Annotated in this window: 23 protein-coding genes; 12 read left to right on the top strand and 11 right to left on the bottom strand. The window is 71.7% G+C overall.

Going from position 1 to position 22,046, the window contains the following annotated elements; translation table 11 throughout:
• Positions 1-218: 218 nt before the first annotated feature.
• Positions 219-2,186 (top strand): Ig-like domain repeat protein, encoded by a 1,968-nt coding sequence (locus OG303_RS24530; RefSeq protein WP_405870907.1) that lies wholly within the window; start codon positions 219-221, stop codon positions 2,184-2,186.
• A 151-nt stretch (positions 2,187-2,337) separates the two neighbouring features.
• Here OG303_RS24530 and OG303_RS24525 read toward each other — a convergent pair whose 3' ends face one another.
• The 4 genes from OG303_RS24525 to OG303_RS24510 form a co-directional block, all read right to left on the bottom strand.
• On the bottom strand, positions 2,338-2,559 hold the full coding sequence (locus OG303_RS24525; RefSeq protein WP_267007426.1) for a helix-turn-helix transcriptional regulator: 222 nt from the start codon (positions 2,557-2,559) through the stop codon (positions 2,338-2,340).
• Positions 2,559-3,050, bottom strand: coding sequence for a DUF2975 domain-containing protein (locus tag OG303_RS24520; protein ID WP_405870906.1), 492 nt, complete (start codon positions 3,048-3,050; stop codon positions 2,559-2,561). The genes OG303_RS24525 and OG303_RS24520 overlap by 1 nt, the downstream gene beginning before the upstream one ends.
• 105 nt (positions 3,051-3,155) lie before the next feature.
• The gene (locus OG303_RS24515) at positions 3,156-4,352 is read right to left on the bottom strand and encodes a cytochrome P450 (RefSeq protein ID WP_405870905.1); all 1,197 of its coding nucleotides are present in this window, start codon (positions 4,350-4,352) and stop codon (positions 3,156-3,158) included.
• Between the two features lie 74 nt (positions 4,353-4,426).
• On the bottom strand, positions 4,427-5,266 hold the full coding sequence (locus tag OG303_RS24510) for a patatin-like phospholipase family protein (RefSeq protein WP_405870904.1): 840 nt from the start codon (positions 5,264-5,266) through the stop codon (positions 4,427-4,429).
• A gap of 194 nt (positions 5,267-5,460) precedes the next feature.
• Between OG303_RS24510 and OG303_RS24505 the strand changes: the two genes are divergently transcribed.
• The 3 genes from OG303_RS24505 (at position 5,461) to OG303_RS24495 (ending at position 7,778) form a co-directional block, all read left to right on the top strand.
• Complete coding sequence (locus OG303_RS24505) at positions 5,461-6,153, top strand: TetR/AcrR family transcriptional regulator (protein ID WP_405870903.1); 693 nt, start codon at positions 5,461-5,463, stop codon at positions 6,151-6,153.
• Positions 6,154-6,216: 63 nt separating this feature from the next.
• Positions 6,217-6,936: a DUF4328 domain-containing protein gene (locus OG303_RS24500; protein WP_405870901.1), complete on the top strand. Its 720-nt coding sequence runs from the start codon at positions 6,217-6,219 to the stop codon at positions 6,934-6,936.
• Entirely contained in the window at positions 6,933-7,778 is an 846-nt protein-coding gene (locus tag OG303_RS24495) for a hypothetical protein (RefSeq protein ID WP_405870900.1), read from the top strand. Before OG303_RS24500 ends, OG303_RS24495 begins: the two co-directional genes overlap by 4 nt.
• A 205-nt stretch (positions 7,779-7,983) precedes the next feature.
• Here OG303_RS24495 and OG303_RS24490 read toward each other — a convergent pair whose 3' ends face one another.
• Positions 7,984-8,352, bottom strand: coding sequence for a hypothetical protein (locus OG303_RS24490; RefSeq protein ID WP_405870898.1), 369 nt, complete (start codon positions 8,350-8,352; stop codon positions 7,984-7,986).
• A gap of 86 nt (positions 8,353-8,438) precedes the next feature.
• Here OG303_RS24490 and OG303_RS24485 point away from each other — a divergent pair, with 86 nt between their 5' ends.
• Positions 8,439-9,626 carry a sensor histidine kinase gene (locus tag OG303_RS24485; RefSeq protein ID WP_405870897.1) on the top strand — a complete coding sequence of 396 codons (1,188 nt, stop codon included), beginning with the start codon at positions 8,439-8,441 and terminating at the stop codon, positions 9,624-9,626.
• Positions 9,627-9,648: 22 nt separating this feature from the next.
• On the opposite strand, the gene OG303_RS24480 is transcribed toward OG303_RS24485, so the two are convergent.
• On the bottom strand, positions 9,649-10,668 hold the full coding sequence (locus OG303_RS24480) for a chitinase (RefSeq protein ID WP_405870896.1): 1,020 nt from the start codon (positions 10,666-10,668) through the stop codon (positions 9,649-9,651).
• A gap of 318 nt (positions 10,669-10,986) precedes the next feature.
• Between OG303_RS24480 and OG303_RS24475 the strand changes: the two genes are divergently transcribed.
• Together OG303_RS24475 and OG303_RS24470 are read left to right on the top strand one after the other, a co-directional pair.
• Positions 10,987-12,138 carry a ferritin-like protein gene (locus OG303_RS24475; RefSeq protein WP_405870894.1) on the top strand — a complete coding sequence of 384 codons (1,152 nt, stop codon included), beginning with the start codon at positions 10,987-10,989 and terminating at the stop codon, positions 12,136-12,138.
• A gap of 180 nt (positions 12,139-12,318) precedes the next feature.
• On the top strand, positions 12,319-13,455 hold the full coding sequence (locus OG303_RS24470) for a sugar ABC transporter substrate-binding protein (RefSeq protein WP_405870892.1): 1,137 nt from the start codon (positions 12,319-12,321) through the stop codon (positions 13,453-13,455).
• 67 nt (positions 13,456-13,522) lie between these two features.
• Here OG303_RS24470 and OG303_RS24465 read toward each other — a convergent pair whose 3' ends face one another.
• Positions 13,523-14,992 (bottom strand): DEAD/DEAH box helicase, encoded by a 1,470-nt coding sequence (locus tag OG303_RS24465; RefSeq protein WP_405870891.1) that lies wholly within the window; start codon positions 14,990-14,992, stop codon positions 13,523-13,525.
• 208 nt (positions 14,993-15,200) lie between these two features.
• Positions 15,201-15,404 (bottom strand): cold-shock protein, encoded by a 204-nt coding sequence (locus OG303_RS24460; RefSeq protein ID WP_007383480.1) that lies wholly within the window; start codon positions 15,402-15,404, stop codon positions 15,201-15,203.
• Between the two features lie 196 nt (positions 15,405-15,600).
• On the opposite strand from OG303_RS24460, the gene OG303_RS24455 reads away from it, so the two are divergent.
• Together OG303_RS24455 and OG303_RS24450 are read left to right on the top strand one after the other, a co-directional pair.
• The gene (locus OG303_RS24455; RefSeq protein ID WP_405870888.1) at positions 15,601-15,972 is read left to right on the top strand and encodes a DUF952 domain-containing protein; all 372 of its coding nucleotides are present in this window, start codon (positions 15,601-15,603) and stop codon (positions 15,970-15,972) included.
• Between the two features lie 25 nt (positions 15,973-15,997).
• Positions 15,998-17,143 carry an aminotransferase class V-fold PLP-dependent enzyme gene (locus OG303_RS24450; protein ID WP_405870887.1) on the top strand — a complete coding sequence of 382 codons (1,146 nt, stop codon included), beginning with the start codon at positions 15,998-16,000 and terminating at the stop codon, positions 17,141-17,143.
• Here the strand turns inward: OG303_RS24450 and OG303_RS24445 are convergent.
• Entirely contained in the window at positions 17,133-17,582 is a 450-nt protein-coding gene (locus OG303_RS24445) for a DUF5707 domain-containing protein (RefSeq protein WP_405870885.1), read from the bottom strand. The genes OG303_RS24450 and OG303_RS24445 overlap by 11 nt on opposite strands.
• Positions 17,583-17,938: 356 nt before the next feature.
• On the opposite strand from OG303_RS24445, the gene OG303_RS24440 reads away from it, so the two are divergent.
• The 3 genes from OG303_RS24440 to OG303_RS24430 are packed head-to-tail and all read left to right on the top strand — an operon-like array spanning position 17,939 to position 21,307.
• The gene (locus tag OG303_RS24440; protein WP_405870884.1) at positions 17,939-20,263 is read left to right on the top strand and encodes a sensor histidine kinase; all 2,325 of its coding nucleotides are present in this window, start codon (positions 17,939-17,941) and stop codon (positions 20,261-20,263) included.
• Positions 20,260-20,943, top strand: a complete 684-nt coding sequence (locus tag OG303_RS24435; protein ID WP_405870882.1) for a response regulator — start codon at positions 20,260-20,262, stop codon at positions 20,941-20,943. The genes OG303_RS24440 and OG303_RS24435 overlap by 4 nt, the downstream gene beginning before the upstream one ends.
• Positions 20,944-20,980: 37 nt before the next feature.
• The gene (locus OG303_RS24430) at positions 20,981-21,307 is read left to right on the top strand and encodes an SCO4225 family membrane protein (RefSeq protein WP_405870880.1); all 327 of its coding nucleotides are present in this window, start codon (positions 20,981-20,983) and stop codon (positions 21,305-21,307) included.
• Between the two features lie 58 nt (positions 21,308-21,365).
• Here OG303_RS24430 and OG303_RS24425 read toward each other — a convergent pair whose 3' ends face one another.
• Complete coding sequence (locus tag OG303_RS24425; RefSeq protein ID WP_405877901.1) at positions 21,366-21,539, bottom strand: hypothetical protein; 174 nt, start codon at positions 21,537-21,539, stop codon at positions 21,366-21,368.
• Between the two features lie 31 nt (positions 21,540-21,570).
• Positions 21,571-21,927, bottom strand: a complete 357-nt coding sequence (locus tag OG303_RS24420) for a PRC-barrel domain-containing protein (protein WP_405870878.1) — start codon at positions 21,925-21,927, stop codon at positions 21,571-21,573.
• Between the last annotated feature and the right edge of the window lie 119 nt (positions 21,928-22,046).

The raw sequence follows: 22,046 nt of genomic DNA, 5'->3' as shown, positions 1-22,046 counted from the left end.
ACAGGGCCGGCGAAGATCCACCAGAACCAACCGCGGAGGCCTTCACAAAAAGCCCCCACCCTCAAAACCCCCTCCTCAACTGTCACAGGCATGTCATACGCTGCTCCCAGCAGCCGCGCCCCGCGCGTCACCGCAGTCCAGCGGTCATGTCCGGGTGCTGCGCGGCGCACTCAACTCCCCGGTCACACACCGGGTTTCCTTGTGGGGGGAACAACACTGTGCGTACGCGCAGCATCTCGACCGCGACGGCGCTTGCGGTCCTCTTCGGCTCGGCGGCGCTGAGCGTCGTCGCGGCGGGCCCCGCCTCGGCGGCCACGGCCCATGTCACCTCGCCCGGCGGCTTCGTCGCGGACGACGCCCTGAAGCGGGTCTTCGTCGGCGACCAGTCGGCCGGGAAGATCCAGGCCACCGACTACAACGGCTCGCTCGTCGACTCGGTGAGCGCCCTCGGCACGGTCTCCGACCTGGCGCTGTCCGACGACGGCGCCACCCTGTACGCGGCCCTGCCCGACACCCACGAGATCGTGGCCCTCGACGCGGCCACCCTCGACGTGAAGACCCGCTACACCGTGGCCACCGACACCGGCCCGCGCCACGTCGCCGTCAGCAGCGGCAAGGTGTGGTTCACCTACGGCGACCAGTGGGACGGCGACCTGGGCTCGGTCGACCCGTCCGTGGACCCGGCGAGCGGCACCGACCCGGTGACCCTGGCGCAGTTCCCCACCGAGGGCACCTCGGTCGGCCTGTGGGGCCAGGCCCTCCTGGACACCGACCCGCTCCGGCCGGGCGTCCTGGCCATCGGCCAGACCGGCATCTCCACGGACTCGATGGCCGTGGTCGACGTGTCGAGCGGCACGCCCCAGCTCACCGCCTGGTACTTCGGCGACTACACGCTGAACGAGGGCATCGGTGACATCGACCTCGCCGCCGGCGACGACAAGGTGCTGATCAACGGCACGGACCTGGACGCGTACGCGGACGGCAAGTTCAGCAAGGCCGGCGCCTACCCGGCCGGGCAGCTCGCCGACGTCGCGCGCAACGGCCTGGTCGCCCAGGTCGCCGGCACCAAGATCCTGACGTACCGGCCGAACGCCACCAAGGCGCTCCACACCTACGACATGGGCACGCAGCGCACGGCCGGTCTGGTGTGGGCCCCGGACACCTCCAAGGTCTTCGCGCTCGTCGGCACGGACGTCGAGAACGGCGGCTACACCCTCAAGGCGCTCACCGACCCGTCGAAGAACAACCCGACCCTCACGGTCAACGCCCCGTCGACGGCGACCCGCGCCAAGAAGCTCACCGTCACCGGCAAGCTCTCGGCGACGGTCCCGCTGGCGGCCGGCGCCACCCTCCAGGTCACCCGCACCGACCTGGACTCCCCGAACGGCAAGGCGCTGCCCGCCGTCACGGTCAAGTCGGACGGCACGTACTCCTTCACCGACACCCCGCCGGCCGGCGGCACGGTCACGTACAAGGTGACGTACGCGGGCGACGACACCCACTCTGCGGTCAGCGCGAGCGACAAGGTCGACGTCTCCCGCGCCTCGACGTCGCTGAGCGTGAACAACAACGGCAAGGTGTACTCGTACGGCGCCGACGTGAAGTTCACGGCGCACCTCGGTACGACGTACAAGAACCGCTCCGTCGAGATCTGGGCCAACCCCTACGGCGGCGACAAGCCCAACAAGCTGATCAAGACCGGCACGGTCAACTCCAGCGGCAACATCGCCGCGTGGGTCGACATGACCCGCGACACCGAGGTCACCGCGGTCTTCAAGGGCGACGCCCGCTACAAGCCGAAGACGGTCAAGTCCACGGGCTACGCCAAGGTGAAGAACTCCACCACGGTGTCGAAGAACTACAAGAAGGCCAAGATCGGCTCGACGACGTACTACTGGTTCCACAAGAACACCGACCCGCTGCTCACGACGACCATGTCGTACTACCAGGGCCGCAAGCAGCGCGTGGACCTGCAGGTCTACTACGCCGGCAAGTGGTACACCGCCGACGGCAGCCCCCAGTACTTCGCCCTCGGCACGAACGGCAAGTCGGCCGTGAGCCTGGGAGCGCCGGGCCAGTCCGGCATCAAGGTCCGGATGCGCTCGTCGTACATCAACAACTCGTCGGGCGACAACGTCAACACGACGACGTACGGCTCCTGGAAGTACCTGTACTTCTCCAACTAGCCGTAGGAGAAGGCGAGAAGGTGAGAAGCGCCGGGTCGGTGGGGGAACCCCATCACCCGGCGTTTTCCCGTCAAGGCGGCATGGAACGCGGTCCACGTGTGGTGTCACGGGCCGGTGGCGCCAGGCGCTGTCACGCCCGCCCTGGGGTACGTCATCCGCTCGCGGCGTCCTCGGCCTCCCAGCGCAGCAGGTCGCCCGGCTGGCACTTGAGCACCTCGCAGAGCGCGGCGAGCGTCGCGAAGCGCACCGCCTTGGCGCGGCCGTTCTTGAGTACCGCCAGGTTGGCGGGCGTGATCCCCACGCGGTCCGCGAGCTCGCCCACGGACATCTTCCGCCTGGCCAGCATCACGTCGATGTCGACGGCGATCGGCATCAGATCACCTCGTCCAGCTCAGCCTGCATCTGCGCCGCTTCGACGTCCCGTGCGACGGCCTGGGCGAGCAGCATCCGCAGCACGAGCACGATGAGCGCGACCCCCAGGATGGCCAGGCCGATCCCGCCCATGATGACGGTGACGCCCGGGTCGTCCCGCTGGCCCGGCGCATTGACGATCGTGACCGCGAACCACACGAGGGCGGCCGCCACGATCGCGCCGATCACGCCGTCGACATACCGGAAGGCGGCGTGGGAGAACACGGTTCCGCGTCGCACCATCGCCACCAGCCGCCATACGCAGACCAGGGCGACCTGGGCCGCCACCATGCCCAGGATCGTGATCACGCGCAGCGCGGTCAGCGGCAGCGACCCGTCCTCCGGGTCGTTCCCGCTGACCAAGGTCCATACCATCCCTGCCTGTACGAACACGGTCCCGGCCAGCACCACCACGAGCACGGCGCGCAACGCACGCACTGTCAGCTTTCCCACGGCCCACCCTTCCATCGAGTCACGATGGGAATCTATCGAATTTCGATAGGTGAAGCAAGGGCGGGTAGGGAGGGTGGGCGGCGGTTTCAGCACCCTGCGGGACGGTTACCGAGGTCGCTCCCCCAACTGGCCGAAGGAAACCGGAAGTTCGGCCAGCCCTCGCAACAGGGTGCTGGTCCGCCAGGTGAGCTGCGCCGGGTCGGTGGCGAAAGCCATGGCCCGGCGCTCCTTTATGAGCAGGCGCAGGGCGGTCGTCGCCTCCGCGCGGGCGAGCGGGGCGCCGAGGCAGTGGTGCAGGCCGTGCCCGAAGCCGAGGTGGCCCTGCGGCCTGCGGGTGAGGTCGAAGCGGTCGGGGTCGGGGAAGTGGAGCGGGTCGCGGGAGGCCGCGGCGAGGGAGACCAGAACGGCGTCACCGGCGGCGATCTGGGTGCCCGCGAGCTCCAGGGGTTCGACCGCGAAGCGGAACGCCGTGGAGTGGACGGGGGAGTTGTAGCGCAGGGACTCCTCCACGGCACTGGGCACCAGCCCCAAGTCGGCACGCAACAGCTCGAGTTGGTCCGGGTGGGTCAGCAGGCTGTGGACGGTCGCGGAGATCAGGTCGACCGTGGTCTCGTGGCCTGCGACCAGGAGGAGGAAGGCCATGCCGAGGAGTTCTTCGGCGGTGATGCCGGGGGCGGCGGCGAGGTCGCTGAGCAGGGTGCCGTCCGGGGCGGCGGCCTTCCGCGCGGTCAACTCGGCGAGGTAGCCGGTCAGTTCGCCGGCCGCGGAGGCCGCCTTTTCGGGCGAAGTAGGCATGACCAGCTCGTTCGACCAGCCGTGGAAGACGGTCCGGTCCGCCGCCGGAACGCCCAGCAGGTCGCAGATCACGGTGACGGGCAGCGGCAGCGCGTACCGGCTCACCAGGTCCGCGGTCCCGTGCTCCGGAAGCGCGGCGAGCAACTCGCCCGCGATCTCCTCGATCCTGGGCCGCAGCGCGGCGACCCGCCCCGGCGTGAAGTACTCGGCCACGAGCCGCCGCAGCCGCGTGTGCTGCGGGGGATCGCTCTGCAGCATGTTGCGACCGAGCGCGTGACCCCCGTCGGTCCGCCAGGACGAGGAGTGCCGAATGTCGTTGCCCAACCGAGAATCGGCCAACGCGACCCGCCCCACATCCCACGCCACGACCAACCAGCACTCCCCACTCCCGGGGACGAGGACACGATGTACGGGCCCCTTGTCCCGCAGGGCCGCATAGACGGGGTACGGATCGGCCGCCAAGTCGTGACCGTCGGAGGCCAGTTCGGCCAGGGTGGGCGCGGGCATGGTGTCGCCTTTCGGGCCGGGGTCAGTGGTGCGGTGCGTCTGCGGCGGTGGCCGCCGGTGCGGTCGGGGTCGCGTCAGCCGTTCCACACGTCCGCCACCGACTCCGCCAGCTCCGTCGCCTGCGCGTATCCCGCGCGGGCCGTGGCCGGGCAGCGGGCGTTCACCGTCATGTCGCGGCCCATGGCGCGGCGGCCCGCGCGGTCGGGGCACAGGAGGGACACCGTGGCGCCCTCGGCGGCGAGGTCGGCGGCCTGTTGCTGGGCGCTCGGGTGTGGTCCGACCGCGCTCGGGATCGGGGCGACGGCCACCACCCGCCGGTAGCCGCGGGCGAGTTGGAGGTTGGCCGTGGAGCGGCAGCCGCCGTCGATCCAGCGGGCGCCGTCGAGCGCGACGGGCGGCCAGACCAGCGGGACGGCACAGCTGGCGGCGACCGCGTCGACGAGGTCGACCTTCGCGTCCGCGTCGAAGGTCGCCACCTCCCCCGTCACGGCATCGACCGCGGCGATCCGCAGCGCCCGCGCGGGCCAGTCCGTCGCCCCGCGCAGGATCGCCCGTACGGCGTCGAACATCTCGGACGCGGGTGCCGTACGAGCGGTCAACGCCGCCCGGCCCAGGCGCCGCACCGAGCGCTCGGGGTCCCGGGAACCGAGGGCCGCCCACAGGAAGCGGAGCGTCTGGGCGGTGGTGACGTCGAGGTCGATGCGGTCTTCGCCGGCGAGCTGGCGCTCGTACATCTCGCGCGGCGGCTGGCCGCCGGTCAGACGGGAGCCGTAGATCGCGCCCGCCGAGGTGCCGATGACGACGTCGGCCCGGCGGAGGTCGATGCCCTCGTCTGTGAGGCCGGCGAGCACGCCGGCCATCCACGCGGCCCCGACCGGTCCCCCACCACCGAGCACCAGCGCCGTCCCGTGCATACCGAGCCTCCTGAATGAGCGATGTAGCGAATGAGCGAATGAGTGGGTCAGTGAATGTGTGGATGCGTGGATGAGTGGACGCATCAAATGGGGACTCCTCCCCGTTTTTAAGTGGGGACTGCTCCCCGTTTCCCCTCCCGACGATAACATCAGTTCCGGGGATAGGTCCCCGCTTCTATGTCCGGAGGGTGAAGATGACCGTCGGCCCAGGCCGTGCAACGGCCCCGCAGCGGCGTGACGCGCGGCGCAACCGGGAGCTCCTCGTGGAAGCGGCCCACGAGGTGTTCGGCGAGCAGGGGCTGCAGGCGCCGCTGGACGTGATCGCCCGTCGGGCCGGCGTGGGCAACGCGACGCTCTACCGGCACTTCCCCACCCGTGCCGCCCTCATCGACGCCGTCTTCCGCGACCAGTTGACCGGCACGACCGCCGCGGGCGACCGGGCCCGCACGGCCGCGGACGCCTGGACCGGACTGAACGCCTACCTCCAGGCCGTCTTCGGCACGCTGGCCGCCGACCGCGGCACCAACGACCTGATGACCACCCACCTGCGGGACATCGAGGCACTGGACGCCGTGCACGCCCACAACCGGGAGACGGTGGACCTCCTGCTGAGCCGCGGCCGCGAGGAGGGCACGGTCCGCGCCGATGTCACCACGGAGGACGTCCTGTTCGCGCTGGCCGCCCTCGGCCGCGCGGTCCCGGCGCTGACGAGCGCGACCACACCGGACGCCTGGCGCCGCCCGCTCGCCCTGCTCCTCGACGGACTGCGCCCCGCGCCGGGTTCACCGCCGCTTCCCGACCCGGCCCTCACCGCGGCCCAACTCGCCGACACCCTGCGCGCATTGGGCCCGCATCGCGAGTCGGCGCCGGGGGAGCGGGAAGAGTGAAGACCGCGTGCCCGGTCGTGTCCGGGCTGGCGGTCGGCGCCCGGCGTCGGCAAGGATGACCCGGTGAACGATCACATAGCAGCCCCTACGCCCGCCCCCGCCCTGAACCGCGTCCGCGGAGCGGGCCTGTTCACCACGGCCACCCTCGCCCTCGCCGGCGCCGGGTGGGCGGCGCGGGCCGTGTGGCACGTGCGGCTCGCGATGGCGGGTGAGCCCGCCTCCGGACTGCCGGACCAGGGCGAGGGGGTCCACCGTCCGCTGACCTCGCTGGAGGACTCGTACCACTTGGTCAGCACGGCGGGAGGCTTCGCCGCGCTGCTCTGCGCGGCGGCGTTCCTGGGGTGGCTGGGCCGTGTCCGGGACAACGGGCGCGCCCTGTCCCGGACCAGCCCGCGGTACGGCGGCATGTGGGTCTACTTCGGCTGGCTGGTGCCCATCGCCAACCTGTGGATCCCCCGCGGCATCATCGCGGACGCCTACCGTGCGAGCGCCCCCGGACAGCGGCTGCCCCGCTCCCTGAACGTGTGGTGGGGCCTGTGGCTGATCGGCATGGTCAGCGGAGTCGGCCTCATGTACAGCGACTCCACCGACGAGGTCATCGCCCGCGCCTACACGGACGTGTGGCAGCTCCTGGCGTCCGACGCGGCGGTCGTGGGCGCGGCCGTGGCCGGCATCTTCCTCGTCCGCGCCGTCACGGCCGTACAGGATCAGTACGTGAGCGGGGGCGTGCGGTACGGCGACTCGCCGACGCCCCCGAACGCGCTGGAGGAGCAGACCGGTTGACCCCTGCGGGTCAGCTCAGGCAGAGCAGCCCGAGCACACAGATCTCCGGCGAGGAGGAGGACGCCGTCGAGGAGCTGCTCGACGACGACGTTCCCGACGTGTCGGAGGAGCTGGAGCTGCTCGAGGATCCGGAGCTGCTCGAGGACCCCGAACTGCTCGACGATCCCGAACCCGTGCTCCCGGTGGACGTCGCGGACGGGGACTGGGTCGCCGTCGTGCCGGTGTCGGCCGTGGACGTCGTGGTCGAGGCGGTCGAGGTCCCCTGCCGCGCGGTCGTCGCAGCCGACGTCGTGGACGAGGTGGGGGCCGCGTACGGCTGCGTCCTCGCCGAATCGGTGTGCGTCGCGGTGGCCGTGGAGCGCTGGTGCGCCGAGGAGGAATCGGCAGACGTGGACTCGGGCTTGCGGTGCTTGCCCGTGCCGGTCGACGTCGGCTCGGCGTACTGGCCCGCGGGGTCGGTGACCGTGCTCGAGAGGTCCGTGGCCGTCGTCGCCTGGGCGCGGTGGCCGGAGTCACGGTCCATCGAGGCGACGGTCAGGCCGCCGCCGACGAGCGCGACGGCGGTCGCCACGACGGCCCTGCGCTGGTTCTTCTTCCAGCGGGCCCGCTGCCGCCGCCGGGCGGCCCGCCCCTGCGGAGCGCTCGTCGGAGCGGCGACGTCACTGGCGGCCTCGGCCTCGGCGGGCTCGAAGCCGGTGTACGCGTACGCGTCGGTCCCGGGCGGCTCCTCCATCTCCGGCCAGAACATCGTGGCGGCGGGCGCCGTGGCGGTGGGTGCCGTGGCAGTGGGTGCCGGGACGGTACGGCCGTGCGAGATCACCGGTGCGATGTCCGGGGCGTAGGCACCGCAACCGGGGCACACCAGGGCGCCGTTGAGGTGCCGGCGGCACGAGGAGCAGTAGTCCATCCGCTGTCTTCCTGACCCTTCGCACGGGGGATCGAACGGCGGCCAACGGTAACGGGGGTTTCGAAGGACCGTGTGAGGTCGGTGTGCTTCTCCTGCGCGGATTCTCTCCACACCTCACGCACGGCGGTCGAACTCCCAGCTCAGCGCCCGAATTTCCAGGTGATGTGCGAGTCCGTGGCTCTGATCACAGTCACCGGGATGTCGACGTTGCTGCCGTCGGTCCTGCGGCCGGTGCAGGTCATCACCGTGCCGCTGACGGCCTTGAGCCCGGTCGGGCAGGACACATGGACCTTCACACCGACCCACGGCAGCGGGTGGTACTTGCCCTCGGTACGCCCGGCGACGATCTTCGGTTTGAGGGCCTTGTGGCCGTCCACCGTCATGGTGTCGAACTGGTTGAGCTCGGTCGTCGACTCGGTGCGGGAGACCAGACGCGTGCCGAGACCGCCGAGGAGGAGCACGGCGGCCGCGCCGACGGCGACGCCGACGAGAAACTTGCTGTCCGGCATGACCGGAACGTATCAGGCACGCCGGACGCCCCACCTCGACCGTTCGGCCGATACCGTCGCGGGGCGGGCCGCGTACCGTGATCCGCATGCTGCAGTCACCGGACGGGTCCGCCTGGCTACGGGGCGTCGGCCGAGGCGCCACCGTCGGCGCCCTGCTCGCGCTGTCGGCCGTCGACCCGCTGACCGCGAGCGAAGCGGGCTACCCCGCCTGGAGACCGGCCGTCGTCCTGGCGGTCGGCCTGGTCGCCGTACTGTGGCCGACCGCGCGCCGGCCCCCGTGGCTCACCCCGCAGCTGCGCACCGCCGTACCCGCGCTCGCCTCCCTCCTCTACACGGCCGTCGCGTACCTGGGGCACCGGATCGCCCCTTTCGGCCCCGGCGAGATCGCCGTACTGCTGTGTCTGCTGTTCATCGCCGTACGGCACTGCCCGCCGCGCCTGGCCGTGGTGTGCGGCGTGCTCACCGCGGGGGCCGTGCTCGTCATGCCGGTCCGGTACTACCGGACGCTGTGGTCGGGCGACGAGGCGCCGATGTACGTCCTGATCGGCCTGATCCTGATCGGCCTCGTCTCCGGACTCGCGGCCTATCTGCGCTCCCTCGACTACCGCCGCACCGTCGCCGTCGCCGACACCCGCCGGGAGGAACGGCTGGCGATCGCCGCCGACCTGCACGACTTCGTCGCCCACCACGTCACCGGCATTCTCGTGCAGACCCAGATGGCCCGGATGATGGCGACCGCCGGGCCGAAGACGGCGGACGTCGGCCTCGACCCCGTCCTCGCGGGCATCGAACGCGCCGCCACCGAGGCCCTCGCCTCCATGCGCCGCACGGTCGGCGTGCTGCGCGACACCACGGAGGAGGCCGACCGGCGCCCGGTGGGCGACCTGGCCTCCATCGCCGAACTGACGGACGGCTTCGCGCACCCGGGCCAGAAGATCACCCTGCACCGCGACCCCGCCGCCTCCGACGACCTGCCCCATGAGGTGCAGGCCGCCGCCTTCCGCGTCGTCCAGGAGGCGCTGACCAACGTACGGCGCCACGCCGCCGACGCCACCGAGATCACCGTCGGCCTGCGCCACGAAGGCAGCCGACTGGAGGTGACGGTGTCCGACGACGGCCGCGGCGGCACCCAGCTCCCCGCGGCGGCCCACGGCGGCGGCTTCGGCCTCGTGGGCCTGCGGGAACGCGTTACCGCCCTGGGCGGCGAACTGCACACGGGGCCCAGGGCGGCGGCCGGTCACGGCTGGGAGGTGCGGGCGCTGTTCCCGTGCTGACGACGGCCCGCCGGGTCACCTGCTAGCGGCGCGTGAACGGCGCGAAGGTGTGGCTGAAGTACCAGGTGTCCTGGGCGATCCCGGAGCAGGAGTTGGCGCCGGCGGTGCCGACGCAGCCGCCGTTGTCGCGCTGAAGTGCCCAGAAGGAGAGGGTGTTGATGCCCTTGGCCTCGGCCCAGCTCTCGACCTTCACCGCGTCCTGGGTGGTGAAGGTCTCCTCGGGACCGAAGTCGTCGATGCCGGGCATCTCGGTGACGCCGATCATGTGCCACAGCTTCGCCGGGTTCTTCTTCGGGTAGAGGGCGGCGAGTTGGTCGTGCAGACCGGCGGCGGCCGTCTCGGTGTCGGCGGCCATGTCGTGGGTGGCACCGTCCCAGTAGTCGAACGTCATGATGTTGACGACGTCCACGTGGGCACCGTTGTCGACGGCGTTCTGCAGCAGGGCCACGCCGTTGGGAGCGAGGCCGGTGTTGGTCGTGGGCAGGGTGTACGAGAACTGCACCTGCCGCCCGGTCCGTTCGGCCCACCGCTGCACCTTGGCGATGGCCTTGTTGCGGCGGTCGATCCCGGCGGTGTTGTTGATCGAGTCGGCCTCGATGTCGAGATCGATCCGCGAGATCCCGTACGTCGTCACCAGGCTCTCGTACACCTTGGCGATGGCGTCGACGCTGGTGCAGCTGTCGGCGAGTTCGGTGCCGGTGGTGTCGGCGCTGTAGCCGCCGAACGACGGGATGACGTTGCCGCCGCGGGCCTGGATCTCCGCGATGTCCTTGCCGAAGGTCGACTTGGAGATCGGCTGGGTGGCGTCGCCGTTCCAGTACGCGGTACACGAACCGGCCGCGGCCGTCTGCAGAAAGGCCATGGTGAGGTACTTGTTGCCGGACTCGGCGGCCAGCGCGGCCGGGCTCTCTCCGGTCCACGCCTCGAAGTAGGGCGCCGAGACCTGGGAGGGCATGGGCCGGGCGGGCTGCGAGGACGCCTCTTCCGCGCCGAACGCCCCACCTCCCCCGAGCGCGACCAGCCCGGCCGACAGACCGGTCACGGTGATACAGGACAGCAACGCACGAACAGCACGAGGAGAACGCGGTCGTCTCATTGACGCTCCCAACAGAACGGAGGGGAAAGGGGGGTGGGGGCGAACAGCGACCATCGTTGGACTAGACCAATTATCTGTCAAGGTTCTTTACGATCACGAGACCCGGCATTCTGCTCGGCCGGCAGGGTGGTGGATGCGCCGGCTCGGGCCGGTATGCCCTGTGAGCTGCGGTGACGCTGCTAGCTTCGCGAGCTGTCGAACGGGCCCCTGGTATCTCGATCCGAGGCGGGGCCATGGCTAGCAGCTGAGGCGAGGGTGACTGGTATGAGGGAAAATCCGGACAGGCCGACCGTTGCCCCCTTCAGGCGCAGGAGTTTCCTGGCGTCGGCCGCGCTGGCGGCCGGGGCGTCGGCCGCGGTCGCCGGTACCGCGCAGGCCGCGGTGCCGTCGGCGGGCGGGCAGCGGGCCGCACACCGCCAGGGGGCCGTGGCGCGTCTGCTGGCCGTCCCCGAGGACGGCCGCGGCGTCGAGTGGCTCAGGGAGGCCCTGCAGGTCGCCGTGACACTCGAACTCGCCACCATCCCGCCCTACCTGTGCGGCTGGTGGTCCATCAAGGACCGCGGCGCCGAGGCCGCGCGGCTGATCCGCCGCATCGTCGGCGACGAGATGTTCCACCTGGGCATCGTCTGCAACCTGCTGGTGGCCGTGGGCGGGCGCCCGCGGATCAAGGCCGCGGCGGCCACCTACCCCGGCCCGCTGCCCGGCGGCGTACGGGCCGGGGTGAACGTGTATCTGTCGGGCCTCACCAGGTCCTCCGTGCACGACGTGATGATGGCGATCGAGGCCCCCGAGGAATCGCCCGAAGGACGCGCGGACGCCTCACCCACGGTCGGCCACTTCTACGGCGACATGCTGAAGGCGTTCCAGAACGTGGCGCCGGAACTGTCGGTGCGGGGACAACTGTCCGTGCACATCGGCTCCGACGAGCTGCGGCCGGTCGAGACTCCCGACGACGTCGAGCGCGCCATCGAGATCATCAGGGAGCAGGGCGAGGGCACCGGCAGCTCCCCGTCCGACTCCTTCGGGGACGACCACCCGGCGCACTACTACGCCTTCGGCGAGATCTACTACGGTCGCGAGCTGCGCGAGACCGACGACGGCTGGCGGTTCGTCGGCCCGCCCGTGCCCTTCCCCGACGTACGCCCCATGGCTCCGGTCCCGGCCGGCGGCTGGCCCAACCCGCCGGCCCAGGTACGGCAGCTCCTGCACCGTTTCGACGCCACCTACAGCGCGGTGCTGGAGAACCTGGAGGCGGCCTGGGCGGGTGGCGGCCCGCGCACCCTGGGCGCGGCCGTCCACGCCATGCGCGGACTGGGAACTCCCGCCAAGGAACTGATGGAGATCCCGATCCCCGGCACCCGCGGCACCTACGGCCCCCAGTTCCGCCCGCTCCCCAAGTTGCGCCGCGAACACTGACACCACCGGCCACCGGGACCTGGCCGCGCATGCCCGAACTTCCGCCGCACGACGCCGGATGCGGAGATTCCGTATGAGTTCCGGGAACGACATCCGGATGTCTTGACGTAGTCTCCACGGGCCCGTTGGCTTCTCAGTTCCCGGTGGCCCGCTCCTCCATTGCCCGGAAGGCACCTGTAAGTGAACGTTCACACCCCCCGTAGAACCGGCGCGCGTCGTTTCGCGATATCCCTCTCAGCCTCCGCCTCGGCCCTGGTGCTCAGCGCGTGCGGTGTCATCGACAGCGTCAGCGGGAGCAGCAGTTCCGCGAGCCCGAAGAAGGGCGACGACATCACGGTGGGGCTCCTGCTTCCCGACAACGACACGGCGCGCTTCGCGAAGTTCGACTACCCCCTCATCAAGGCACGGGTCGCCACCCTCACCCACGACAAGGGCAAGGTCCGCTACGCCAACGCCGGGGCGAGCGTGGACCGGCAGAGCAAGCAGTTCGGGCAGATGATCGCCGCCAAGGTGGACGTCATCCTGGTGGACGCGGTGGACGCCAAGGCCATCGCGCCGGATGTGAAGAAGGCCAAGGACGCGGGCATCCCCGTCATCGCCTACGACCGGCTCGCCGAGGGCCCGATCGACGCGTACATCTCCCACGACAACGAGCTCGTCGGTGAGGTGCAGGGCCGCGCGATACTCGAGGCGCTCGGCGGCAAGGCCGCCACCAGCAAGATCGTCATGATGAACGGCGATCCCGGCGACCCGAACACGGGACGCTTCAAGGCGGGCGCGCTCAGCGAGCTCAAGGGCCGGGTCGTCATCGCCAAGTCGTACGACACCGGCAAGTGGCTGCCCTCGGTCGCCGAGGCGAACATGAAGAAGGCCATCGCCTCCGTCGGGCTCGACAACATCGCCGCCGTCTACTCGGCGAACGACGGCATGGCGGGTGCCGTCATCGACGCGCTGAAGAGCGCGGGCGTCACCAAGATGCCGCCGGTCACCGGGCAGGACGCCAACCTCGACGCGGTGCAGCGGATCGTCGCGGGCCAGCAGCGGATGACCGTGTACAAGTCGTTCCTGCTGGAGGCGACCAACGCCGCGAGCATGGCGGTGACCAAGGTGCAGGGCAAGGAGATCGAGTTCGACGCGCTGACCGAGGACTCGGTCGACAGCCCGACCCAGAAGGACATCCCGTCCCAGCTGGTCCCCGTGGTCGCCCTCACCCAGGACAACATCAAGGCCACCGTGATCAAGGACGGTGTCTACACCGTCAAGGACATCTGCACCAAGGAGTACGCGGCGGACTGCGCGGCGATCGGCCTGGAGTAGCGGCGCGTGGTGCGGGCGGGCGGCACGGCCCGCCCGCACGAACGCGGGACCCTCTCGGGCGCCGGTGTCAGCGGCCGTTCCCCCCGGCGGGGGAGCGGCGGCGGCCCTGGGCGGGGCGGCCGCGCCGTCCGCGCGGGGCGGAACCCGAGCGTGCCGGACGGCTCTCGGCGGCCGGCGGCGGAGTGACGACGACCGGCACGCCCGACGGTGCCTGGGCACCGGTGATACGGCTCAGTTCGGACTCTCCCGAGCGGACCCGGGTGGTCTGCGGGGTGATGCCGGCGTCCGCCATCAGACGGGACACCTCGCGGCGCTGGTGGGGCAGGACCAGCGTGACGACGGTGCCGGACTCGCCGGCGCGTGCCGTACGGCCGCCGCGGTGCAGGTAGTCCTTGTGGTCGCCGGGCGGGTCGACGTTGACGACCAGGTCGAGGTTGTCGACGTGGATGCCGCGGGCCGCGACGTTGGTCGCCACCAGCACGCTGACGTGACCGTCCTTGAACTGGGCCAGCGTGCGGGTCCGCTGGTTCTGGGACTTGCCGCCGTGCAGGGCCGCCGCGCGCACCCCGACGGCCAGCAGCTTCTTGGCCAGCCGGTCCGCCGCGTGCTTGGTGTCCAGGAACATGATCACGCGGCCGTCGCGGGCGGCGATCTCGGTCGTGGTGGCGTGCTTGTCCGAGTCCTCCACGTGCAGCACGTGGTGGTCCATCGTGGTGACGGTGCCCGCGGACGGGTCGACGGAGTGGACGACGGGGTCGTCCAGGTACGTACGCACGAGCCGGTCCACGTTGCGGTCCAACGTCGCGGAGAACAGCATCCGTTGGCCGCCGGGGCGCACCTGGTCGAGCAGCGCGGTCACCTGCGGCATGAAGCCCATGTCGGCCATCTGGTCGGCCTCGTCGAGGACGGTGATGGCGACGCGGTCCAGGCGGCAGTCACCTCGGTCTATGAGGTCCTTGAGCCGGCCGGGCGTCGCGACGACGACCTCGGCACCGGCGCGCAGGGCGCTCGCCTGACGGCCGATCGACAGTCCGCCGACCACGGTGGCGAGCCGCAGCCGCAGCGCGCGGGCGTAGGGCGTGAGCGCGTCGGTGACCTGCTGGGCCAGTTCCCTGGTGGGGACGAGCACGAGGGCCAGCGGCTGCCGGGGCTCGGCCCGCTGTCCTTCGATACGGGCCAGCAGGGCGAGGCCGAAGGCGAGCGTCTTGCCCGACCCGGTGCGCCCGCGGCCCAGGACGTCCCGGCCGGCCAGCGAGTTGGGCAGCGTGGCGGCCTGGATCGGGAACGGGGCGGTCACCCCTTCGGCGCCGAGCGTGGTCAACAGACGTGCGGGCATGTCGAGTTCGGCGAACTCCTCGACGGCCGGCAGCCCCGGGGTGACGGTGACCGGCAGGGCGAACTCGCCGCCGGTCGCGGCGGGACGGCCTCCACGACCGCCGGCCCGGCCGGACGATCTGGCCGAACGGGAAGGAGAGCCCTGACGACCCGTACGGGAACGGGCGGAGCTGTTGTTCGTGCGTGCTGTGCTGCGGTTCATGCGGAACCCTCCTCGATGCGGCACGTATCGAGGAATGCCTCCCAGCGGCTTGGCCGTATGAGGATTCGCAAGAAGGAGCCGAAGCAACCGATGGAACGGAAGACGAAAACGAAGTGAACGATGCGGTGACGTTTGGGAAAAACGCAACGAGCCGGGGCCCGCACCCAAAGAGTGCGGGCCCCAGCCACGTAGTACGTACGCGTCAGCTTCAGGCGGGAACGATGTTCTCGGCCTGCGGGCCCTTCTGGCCCTGCGTCACGTCGAAGGTCACCTTCTGGCCCTCCTGAAGCTCGCGGAAGCCGGAGGTGGCGATGTTCGAGTAGTGGGCGAACACGTCGGCGCCGCCACCGTCCTGCTCGATGAAGCCGAAGCCCTTTTCCGCGTTGAACCACTTCACGGTGCCAGATGCCATATTGAATCTCCCTTGAGGGCAGTGCCCGGGTCCGCACCTTGCGGTCCCGGCGTCGCAGCAACGATTTACCCTCGGAACAAAAAAGAGTGCTCGTCGACGGAAGGTCGAAGAGCACTCAAAAGCCTCTGGTAACCAAAACTGCCACTTTTATCACGGTAGCACAGGTCGGGACGGAACGCTGCGGTATAACCGGGCAATGATCTACCACGTCGTCCCGAGCACCCAATGGAACGCGGCTCCGGACCGGCCGTACGCCCCAGAATCCCTGGCCGAGGACGGTTTCGTCCACTGCTCGCCCGACGAGGAGACGACGCTCACAGTCGTCGACGCCTTCTACGGCAGCGCTCCCCGGCCGCTGCTCGCGCTGCTGATCGATGAGGACCGGCTCACCGCGAAGTGCGTGCGGGAGGCTCCGGTACCCGCTCCGCCGCCCGGGGTCGCCGAGGGCACCCTGTTCCCGCATGTCTTCGGGCCCGTCAACCGCGACGCGGTCGCGCGCGTCCTGGTGGTCCGGTGGGACGCGGAGGGCCGGGCGGCGGGGCTGGAGGAGGTAGGGGACGGCGGCTGACGGGAGGGGCGCCACCATGGGCCGCATGGGACTTCACGATCAGTACGGGCTGACGCAGGTCATCAATGCCAGGGGACCGTTCACGCCGGTGGGCGTCTCGCGCAGCGGTGAGCGGGTCGCCGCGGCCGCCGCGGAGGCGCTGTCCGGCTTCTTCGTCATGGAGGAGCTGCAGGACCTGGCGAGCCGCACGATCGCCCGGGTCACGGGGGCAGAGGCCGGCACCGTCGTGCACTGCACCGCCTCGGCGATCACCTTGTCGGTCGCGGCCTCGATGACCGGGCAGGCGCCGGAGAGGGTCGCGGCCCTGCCGGACACGACCGGGATGCCCGCGCGTGTCGTGGTTCCCGCGGTCCACGCCATCGACTACGGGCATCCCCTCCTCCAGGACGTCCGGCTGGCCGGGGCCACGCCGGTTCTCGCCGGGTCGGACACCGAGTGCACCCTCGCGGATCTGGAGGCGGCCCTCGCCCACCCCGACACGACGTGCCTTCTCCTCGTGTCGTCCCGGCTGGTCCGCGGGGCCTTCGTCCCGTTCGATCGGGCCGTCGCGGCGGCACATCGCCGCGGGGTTCCCGTCGTCGTCGACGGCGCCGCACAGGACCTGCGGATCGGGGAGCTGCTGGGGACGGGCGCCGATCTCGTGGCGGTCAGCGGCCAGAAGTACCTGGGTTCCCCGACGGCCGGTCTGGTGATCGGCCGCGCGGGCATGGTGGGGGCCGTGCGGGCGCAGGAGAAGGGCATCGGCCGGGCGATGAAGGCGAGCAAGGAGGCCGTCATCGGCGTCCTCACCGCACTCCGGGTGCGCCAGGAACTGGACCTGGACGCGTGGCGGCGGGAGCAGACGGACAAGGCCGCACGCTTCGTCGAGCGGGCCGGCACCCTGCCGGGCATCACCGCGTCGGCCGACAGAGATCCCACCGGGCTGCCCTTCCCCCGGGCGAGGATCGCTGTCGACCCCGCCGAAGCGGGACTGGACGCCACCGCTGTGGCGACGGCCCTGCGTACGGGCTCCCCCTCGATCTGGCTCATGACCCACGACCAGGACAAGGGCGAACTGCTCCTCGAACTCGTCCCGCTCACGGACGGGGAGTTCGAGGTGGTCCTGGCCCGGCTGGCGGAGATCCTTGCGCATCCGCCGCAGGACCAGGACCGCGCCCGGGTCAGTGCGTGACGGTGAAGGTGGCCGCGCGGGACACGAACGCCTTGTCCCCGTCCTGGGCCGTCGCCAGCGCCGAGACGTACCAGGTGCCCTGGGCCATGTCGGCCGCCTGCCGCTTGGTGACCTTCAGGGTGTAGGTGCAGCGGGCCGTCTCGTCCGAGCTGCTCCGGCACGTGGCGCTCTCCACGTGCCGCATCTCCGCCTCGGTCGGGTCGAGCTTCGAACTCGCGGGCCAGGCAAGGACCTTGAGGTCCCGGACGCCCGAGTCGTCGCGCACGTCCACGGTGTAGGTGAACGAGCCCGCGCCGCCGTCGGACGGGGCGACGTAGCGGGCCGAGCCGTTCTCCAGGGTCGGCGACGTGGCTGCCGAGGCCAGGGCGAAGCCACCTGCGGCGACTGAGCCGAGGGCGACGGCACCGACGATCGACGACACGAGAATGCGCTTGGACATGGGAGATCCCCCTGAATGCGTTGGAGTGTGGAAAGGCGGAAGGCTTGGCACAACCGCTGGTCGAAGCGGTGGCCGACCGCCTTCTCGATGTGATCGAGCCTAGGTCCGGGGGTAGGGCGCGGTCCTCGGGCTGCCGGACGATTGCCGCCTCGAACCGGAGATGGAGAACACCCCCGGGCCGTCCACCTCCGAGGCGCGCGGCGGCGTCTGCAACCCAGGTAAGAGAGCGGAATCCCCCTCCAGCCGGAGCCGGGCCGCCTGTCCGCGCGCCTAACCTTGATCCCCGTACGGACGAACGAACGCGGGCCGAAGGGCCGTTGGGCGGAGGCGACGATGGACTTCTCGCTGTGGGCGCCATGAGGCGAACCGACGACCGACTCCTCCCGGTCCTGCTGCTCTGCGCCCAGGCCGTGGTGTGGCCCGGGGCCGCGCTGGTGCGCGGGACCGTCCCGTCCGCGTCCGTCCTGCTCGTCGCCGCCCTGGTCGCCGGACCGGTGACGGCCGCGCTCGCCCTGCGCCGTACCCGCCCGGTGACGGCCCTCGTCGTGGTCGCCGTGGCCTGCGCGCTGGGTGCCGGGCCCTTGCCCACCGGGGCGACGGCGGTGTTCGGGACCGCGGGGGTCGCGCTGGCCCTGTTCGCCGTCGCGACCGAACGCGACACCTTCACCGCGGTGTTGACCGTGTCGGCACTCGCCGCCTGGCAGCTCCTCCAGGACATCGGCCTGCACGGCATCGGCGACCGCAACGGACTCGACCTCGTTCTGACCGCCGTGCTGTACGCGGCCGCGTGCGGCGCCGGTCTTCTCGTACGGCGGACCCGTCGCGCACGTCGAGCGGCCGAGCACCTGCTGAAGCGGGCCGAGGCCGAGCGCCACCGGCTTCCGGCGGTCGAACGACGCCGTATGGAACGGGAGTTGCACGACGTCAGCGCGCACCATCTGACGGCCGTGGTGGTCACGGCGGGAGCGGCGCTCGGACTGCGCGACCGCCGACCCGAACTTGCCGACGAGGCGCTCGAGTTCGCGGTCGGGACGGGCCGCGAGGTCACGAGGGCGCTCGGCGCGGTACGGGCGCCGGCGCCCTCGCGGGAGGACCTGCCGTCGCCGGAGGAGCGACTGCTGGACCTGGTGGCGGGCTTCCGCCGCCTCGACCAGCCGGTGGACTGCGAGATCGACCCCCTGCCGGACGGCGCCGTGGCGGACGCCGCGTACGGCATCGTGCGCGAGGCGCTGACCAACGTGGCACGGCACGCCCCGGGTGCGCATACGACGGTGCTGTGCCGGTACGGCGACGCCCGCACCGACGTCGTGGTCACGAGCGCGGCACCGCCGGCCGGTGCGGCGGCGCACGGCGCGGGCCTGGGCGGAGGACGCGGTCAGGGCTTCCTGCGCTCCCGGGCACGGGAGGCGGGCGGCACCCTGCGCACCGGCCCGACGGCGGACGGCGGTTGGGAGGTACGCGCGGCCCTGCCGGGCCGGACCGCCGCGCCGGTGGAGCGACCCGTCGCGCACGGCTACCGCCTGGCGCAGCTGACGGCCGCCGTGGGCCTGGTCCTGCAGCCGCTGCTCCCGGCGCTGGTCATCAGGGCCGAGTCCACGCCGACCGGTTCGCGGGTCTCCGCGGGCGTGCTCTTCGCGCTGCTGGCCGCGGCGCAGGCGGTCGCCCTGCTGTGGCTGCGCCGGACACCTCGCGCCGCCCATGCCGTCCTGTTCGCTCTGGTCCCGCTGTGGCCGGTGGCGATGAGCACGGGCGACTACACCGGACCGGTCGTGCTGCCACCCGCGCTGAGCCTGCTCGCCACGTGCGCGGCGCTGGCGGCGGACGCGACACGCAGGGCCGCGGAGCCCGCCCACACGGACGAGCGGCCCCGCCCGCGCCCACACCTGTCGCCCCTCCCGGTCGCGGCGGTGGCGGTGCATGCCGCCGCCGCGACCGCCGCCGTACTGGATCGGGGCACGGTGGTTCCCGTCTGGGCCGTTGCCGTGGTGGCGGTGGCCGGGACGTCTGTGGCGGTCGGCGGGGCCCGGTGGGGCGGAGCCCTGCGCGGGCGGCGCGAGCGGGCCGCCCGGGGCATGCGGGACGAGCGTCTCGCCACGTGGACGGAGGAGGCCGTCCGGGACGCGTGGGCCGAGCGGCGCCGTATCGCCGCCGGGCTGGAGACCACCGTGCTGGCGCGCACCGCCGACATGGTGGCCCAGGCGGAGGCGGGACGGCTCGACGCGACCGCCGAACGCGCCCGCGAGGCACTGGCCGCGATGCGCGCCCTGCTCGACACGGTCCGCGAGGGAGAGGGCGAGACCGGTCCCGCACTGCGGCCGCAGCCCACCCTGCAGGCCCTCGACCTGCTGGCCCACCAACTCCGGGCCACCGGCCGGGACATAGAGATACGTCTGAGCGCCCGCGTACCGCAGCGGCTGCCCACCGAGGTCGACCTGGCCGCCTACCACGCCGCCGAGACCCTGCTCGCGGTCGGCGGCGAGGAGCCGGCGGTGCTCGAACTCGACGCGGGCGACGGTACGTTGACGCTCACGGCCACCGGGGTGCCGGACGCCGCCCACCCCGCCGTACGAGAGCGGTTGGCGGCGCGGATCGCGGCGCTCGACGGCACCCTGACCACCGGCCCGCGGGGCACGGTCGGCCTCCGGCTGCCGATCGAGCAGGAACAGGAGGGGGCACGATGAGCCTCAGCGTGCTGGTCGTCGACGACCAGGGCATCGTCCGGGCGGGGTTCGCCGCGGTGATCGACGCCGAGGAGGACATGACGGTCGTCGGTGAGGCCGCCGACGGAGTGGCCGCGGTGCGCCTCGCCGAGGAACTGGCCCCCGACGTGGTCGTCATGGACGTACGGATGCCCGAACTGGACGGCATCGCCGCCACCCGCATCATCACGGGCAGACAGAACGCCCCCCGCGTCCTCGTCCTGACCACCTTCGACCTCGACGCGTACGTCTTCGACGCGCTGCGTGCGGGAGCCTCCGGCTTCCTCCTCAAGGACGTGCGCGCCTCCGAACTGCTGGACGGCATCCGGGTGGTGGCCGCCGGCGAGAGCGTGCTCGCGCCGTCCGCGACCCGCCGCCTCATCGGCCACTACGCCTCCGGACCGGTCACCGGGACCCGGGACGGGAGCGGCCCCCGCGAACTGGACAGCCTGACCGCCAGCCAGCGCAACGTCCTCGCCCTGGTCGCGACCGGACTCACCAACGCGGAGATCGCCGAGGAACTCGCCATCACCGTGGGCACCGTGAAGTCCCACGTGAACGCGGTGCTGCGCAAACTCGGCCTGCGCGACCGCGTCCAGGCGACGATCCTCGCCTATGACCTCGGCCTCGCCCGCCCGAACCCGCCCGGCACCCACCTGTGACCGCACCTGTGACCCCACCGACCGAGGAGCCCACCCCGTGACCGGTACCGATCCCGGCCGATCCTTCCCGCGTCGGCTGCGCGAGGCCGTCGGCGACGTCGTCGCCCTCGTCTACCTGGCGCTCTGTGCCGGCCTGCTCGTGTGGGCGCTCGTGGTGACCGCCGGCGACGGCTCGGGCGAGTCCATGGCGGGCGTCATCCCGCTGCTCGCGACCGCCCCCGCCAGCCTGGTGCTGCTGGTGCTGCCGGACGGCGCCGCGATGCTCGTCCTCGCCGTCGTCGTCGGTGCGCTGGTCAACGCCACGGTCATCGGCCTGTGCGCCCGCGCCCTGCGCCGCGGCAACCGCCCGGACCCGGCGCCCTGAACCGCCGCCCCAGGAGGGCTTGACCGCGCGGACGACGGCGGAGTGCAGGTTGTCGGCGTCAGCGGACGCGGCGTCGGCGCAGGCGGCGGGTGCCCAGTACGGAGACGAAGGCCACGTCGGCCACGAACAGGAGGACGCCGATGGCCAGCAGATATCCCAGGCCGTCCGCCACCGCGCCGATGATGCCCAGGGCGACCGCCACCAGGACGATCAGCAGGAAGGTCACCATCAAGCCGAACACCTCCTTGTGCCGCGAGGGGGGATCAACGGCGCGCGAGCCGGCGCTCGCCGCCCGCCCCCGCTTTGTACGCCATGCCGTAGTGCTGGAAGATCGCTTCCTCCTCCTCGGCGGGCAGTACGTCGTCCGTCCCGATCGAGGGGGCCTTGCGCACGTCCCCCTTGGTGTACGAGACCTTGACGTAGTCGGGGCCGAGGACGGCCTCGTCGAGCGGGACGAAGACCAGTCGCCGGCGGGTGGGCAGCCCGGTCCGGACGGTGGCCACGGCGGGTTCGTCCGTGGCGGTGTCCACATAGACCGCTTCGAGGACGCCGATCCTGCGGCCCTTCTGGTCGACCACGTCGTGATTGCGCCACTCGCGGATGTCGGCCGAACGGATCATGCCTGCTCCAGGTGAGAGTGCACCGGTCCACTTGTCATCGTATGACCGGAAGGCCGGGAGCGGACGGTGCCGCGCGCGGCCCGGCGTACGCTGAAGGAACCGAGGGTTCTCCGCGCGTC

The organism is Streptomyces sp. NBC_00005, from assembly GCF_045160215.1.
Classification (GTDB): Bacteria; Actinomycetota; Actinomycetes; order Streptomycetales; family Streptomycetaceae; genus Streptomyces.
The sequence above is the reverse complement of the archived record's forward strand: the minus strand, read 5'-3'. Positions and strand labels throughout refer to the sequence as shown.

Coding starts and splice junctions, on each gene's coding strand:
- OG303_RS24455 (WP_405870888.1), top strand. CDS start 15,601: ATGATCTACCACGTCGTCCCGAGCACCCAATGGAACGCGGCTCCGGAC.
- OG303_RS24450 (WP_405870887.1), top strand. CDS start 15,998: ATGGGACTTCACGATCAGTACGGGCTGACGCAGGTCATCAATGCCAGG.
- OG303_RS24445 (WP_405870885.1), bottom strand. CDS start 17,582: ATGTCCAAGCGCATTCTCGTGTCGTCGATCGTCGGTGCCGTCGCCCTC.
- OG303_RS24465 (WP_405870891.1), bottom strand. CDS start 14,992: ATGAACCGCAGCACAGCACGCACGAACAACAGCTCCGCCCGTTCCCGT.
- OG303_RS24420 (WP_405870878.1), bottom strand. CDS start 21,927: ATGATCCGTTCGGCCGACATCCGCGAGTGGCGCAATCACGACGTGGTC.
- OG303_RS24515 (WP_405870905.1), bottom strand. CDS start 4,352: ATGCCCGCGCCCACCCTGGCCGAACTGGCCTCCGACGGTCACGACTTG.
- OG303_RS24475 (WP_405870894.1), top strand. CDS start 10,987: ATGAGGGAAAATCCGGACAGGCCGACCGTTGCCCCCTTCAGGCGCAGG.
- OG303_RS24525 (WP_267007426.1), bottom strand. CDS start 2,559: ATGCCGATCGCCGTCGACATCGACGTGATGCTGGCCAGGCGGAAGATG.
- OG303_RS24510 (WP_405870904.1), bottom strand. CDS start 5,266: ATGCACGGGACGGCGCTGGTGCTCGGTGGTGGGGGACCGGTCGGGGCC.
- OG303_RS24440 (WP_405870884.1), top strand. CDS start 17,939: ATGAGGCGAACCGACGACCGACTCCTCCCGGTCCTGCTGCTCTGCGCC.
- OG303_RS24435 (WP_405870882.1), top strand. CDS start 20,260: ATGAGCCTCAGCGTGCTGGTCGTCGACGACCAGGGCATCGTCCGGGCG.
- OG303_RS24485 (WP_405870897.1), top strand. CDS start 8,439: ATGCTGCAGTCACCGGACGGGTCCGCCTGGCTACGGGGCGTCGGCCGA.
- OG303_RS24460 (WP_007383480.1), bottom strand. CDS start 15,404: ATGGCATCTGGCACCGTGAAGTGGTTCAACGCGGAAAAGGGCTTCGGC.
- OG303_RS24505 (WP_405870903.1), top strand. CDS start 5,461: ATGACCGTCGGCCCAGGCCGTGCAACGGCCCCGCAGCGGCGTGACGCG.
- OG303_RS24490 (WP_405870898.1), bottom strand. CDS start 8,352: ATGCCGGACAGCAAGTTTCTCGTCGGCGTCGCCGTCGGCGCGGCCGCC.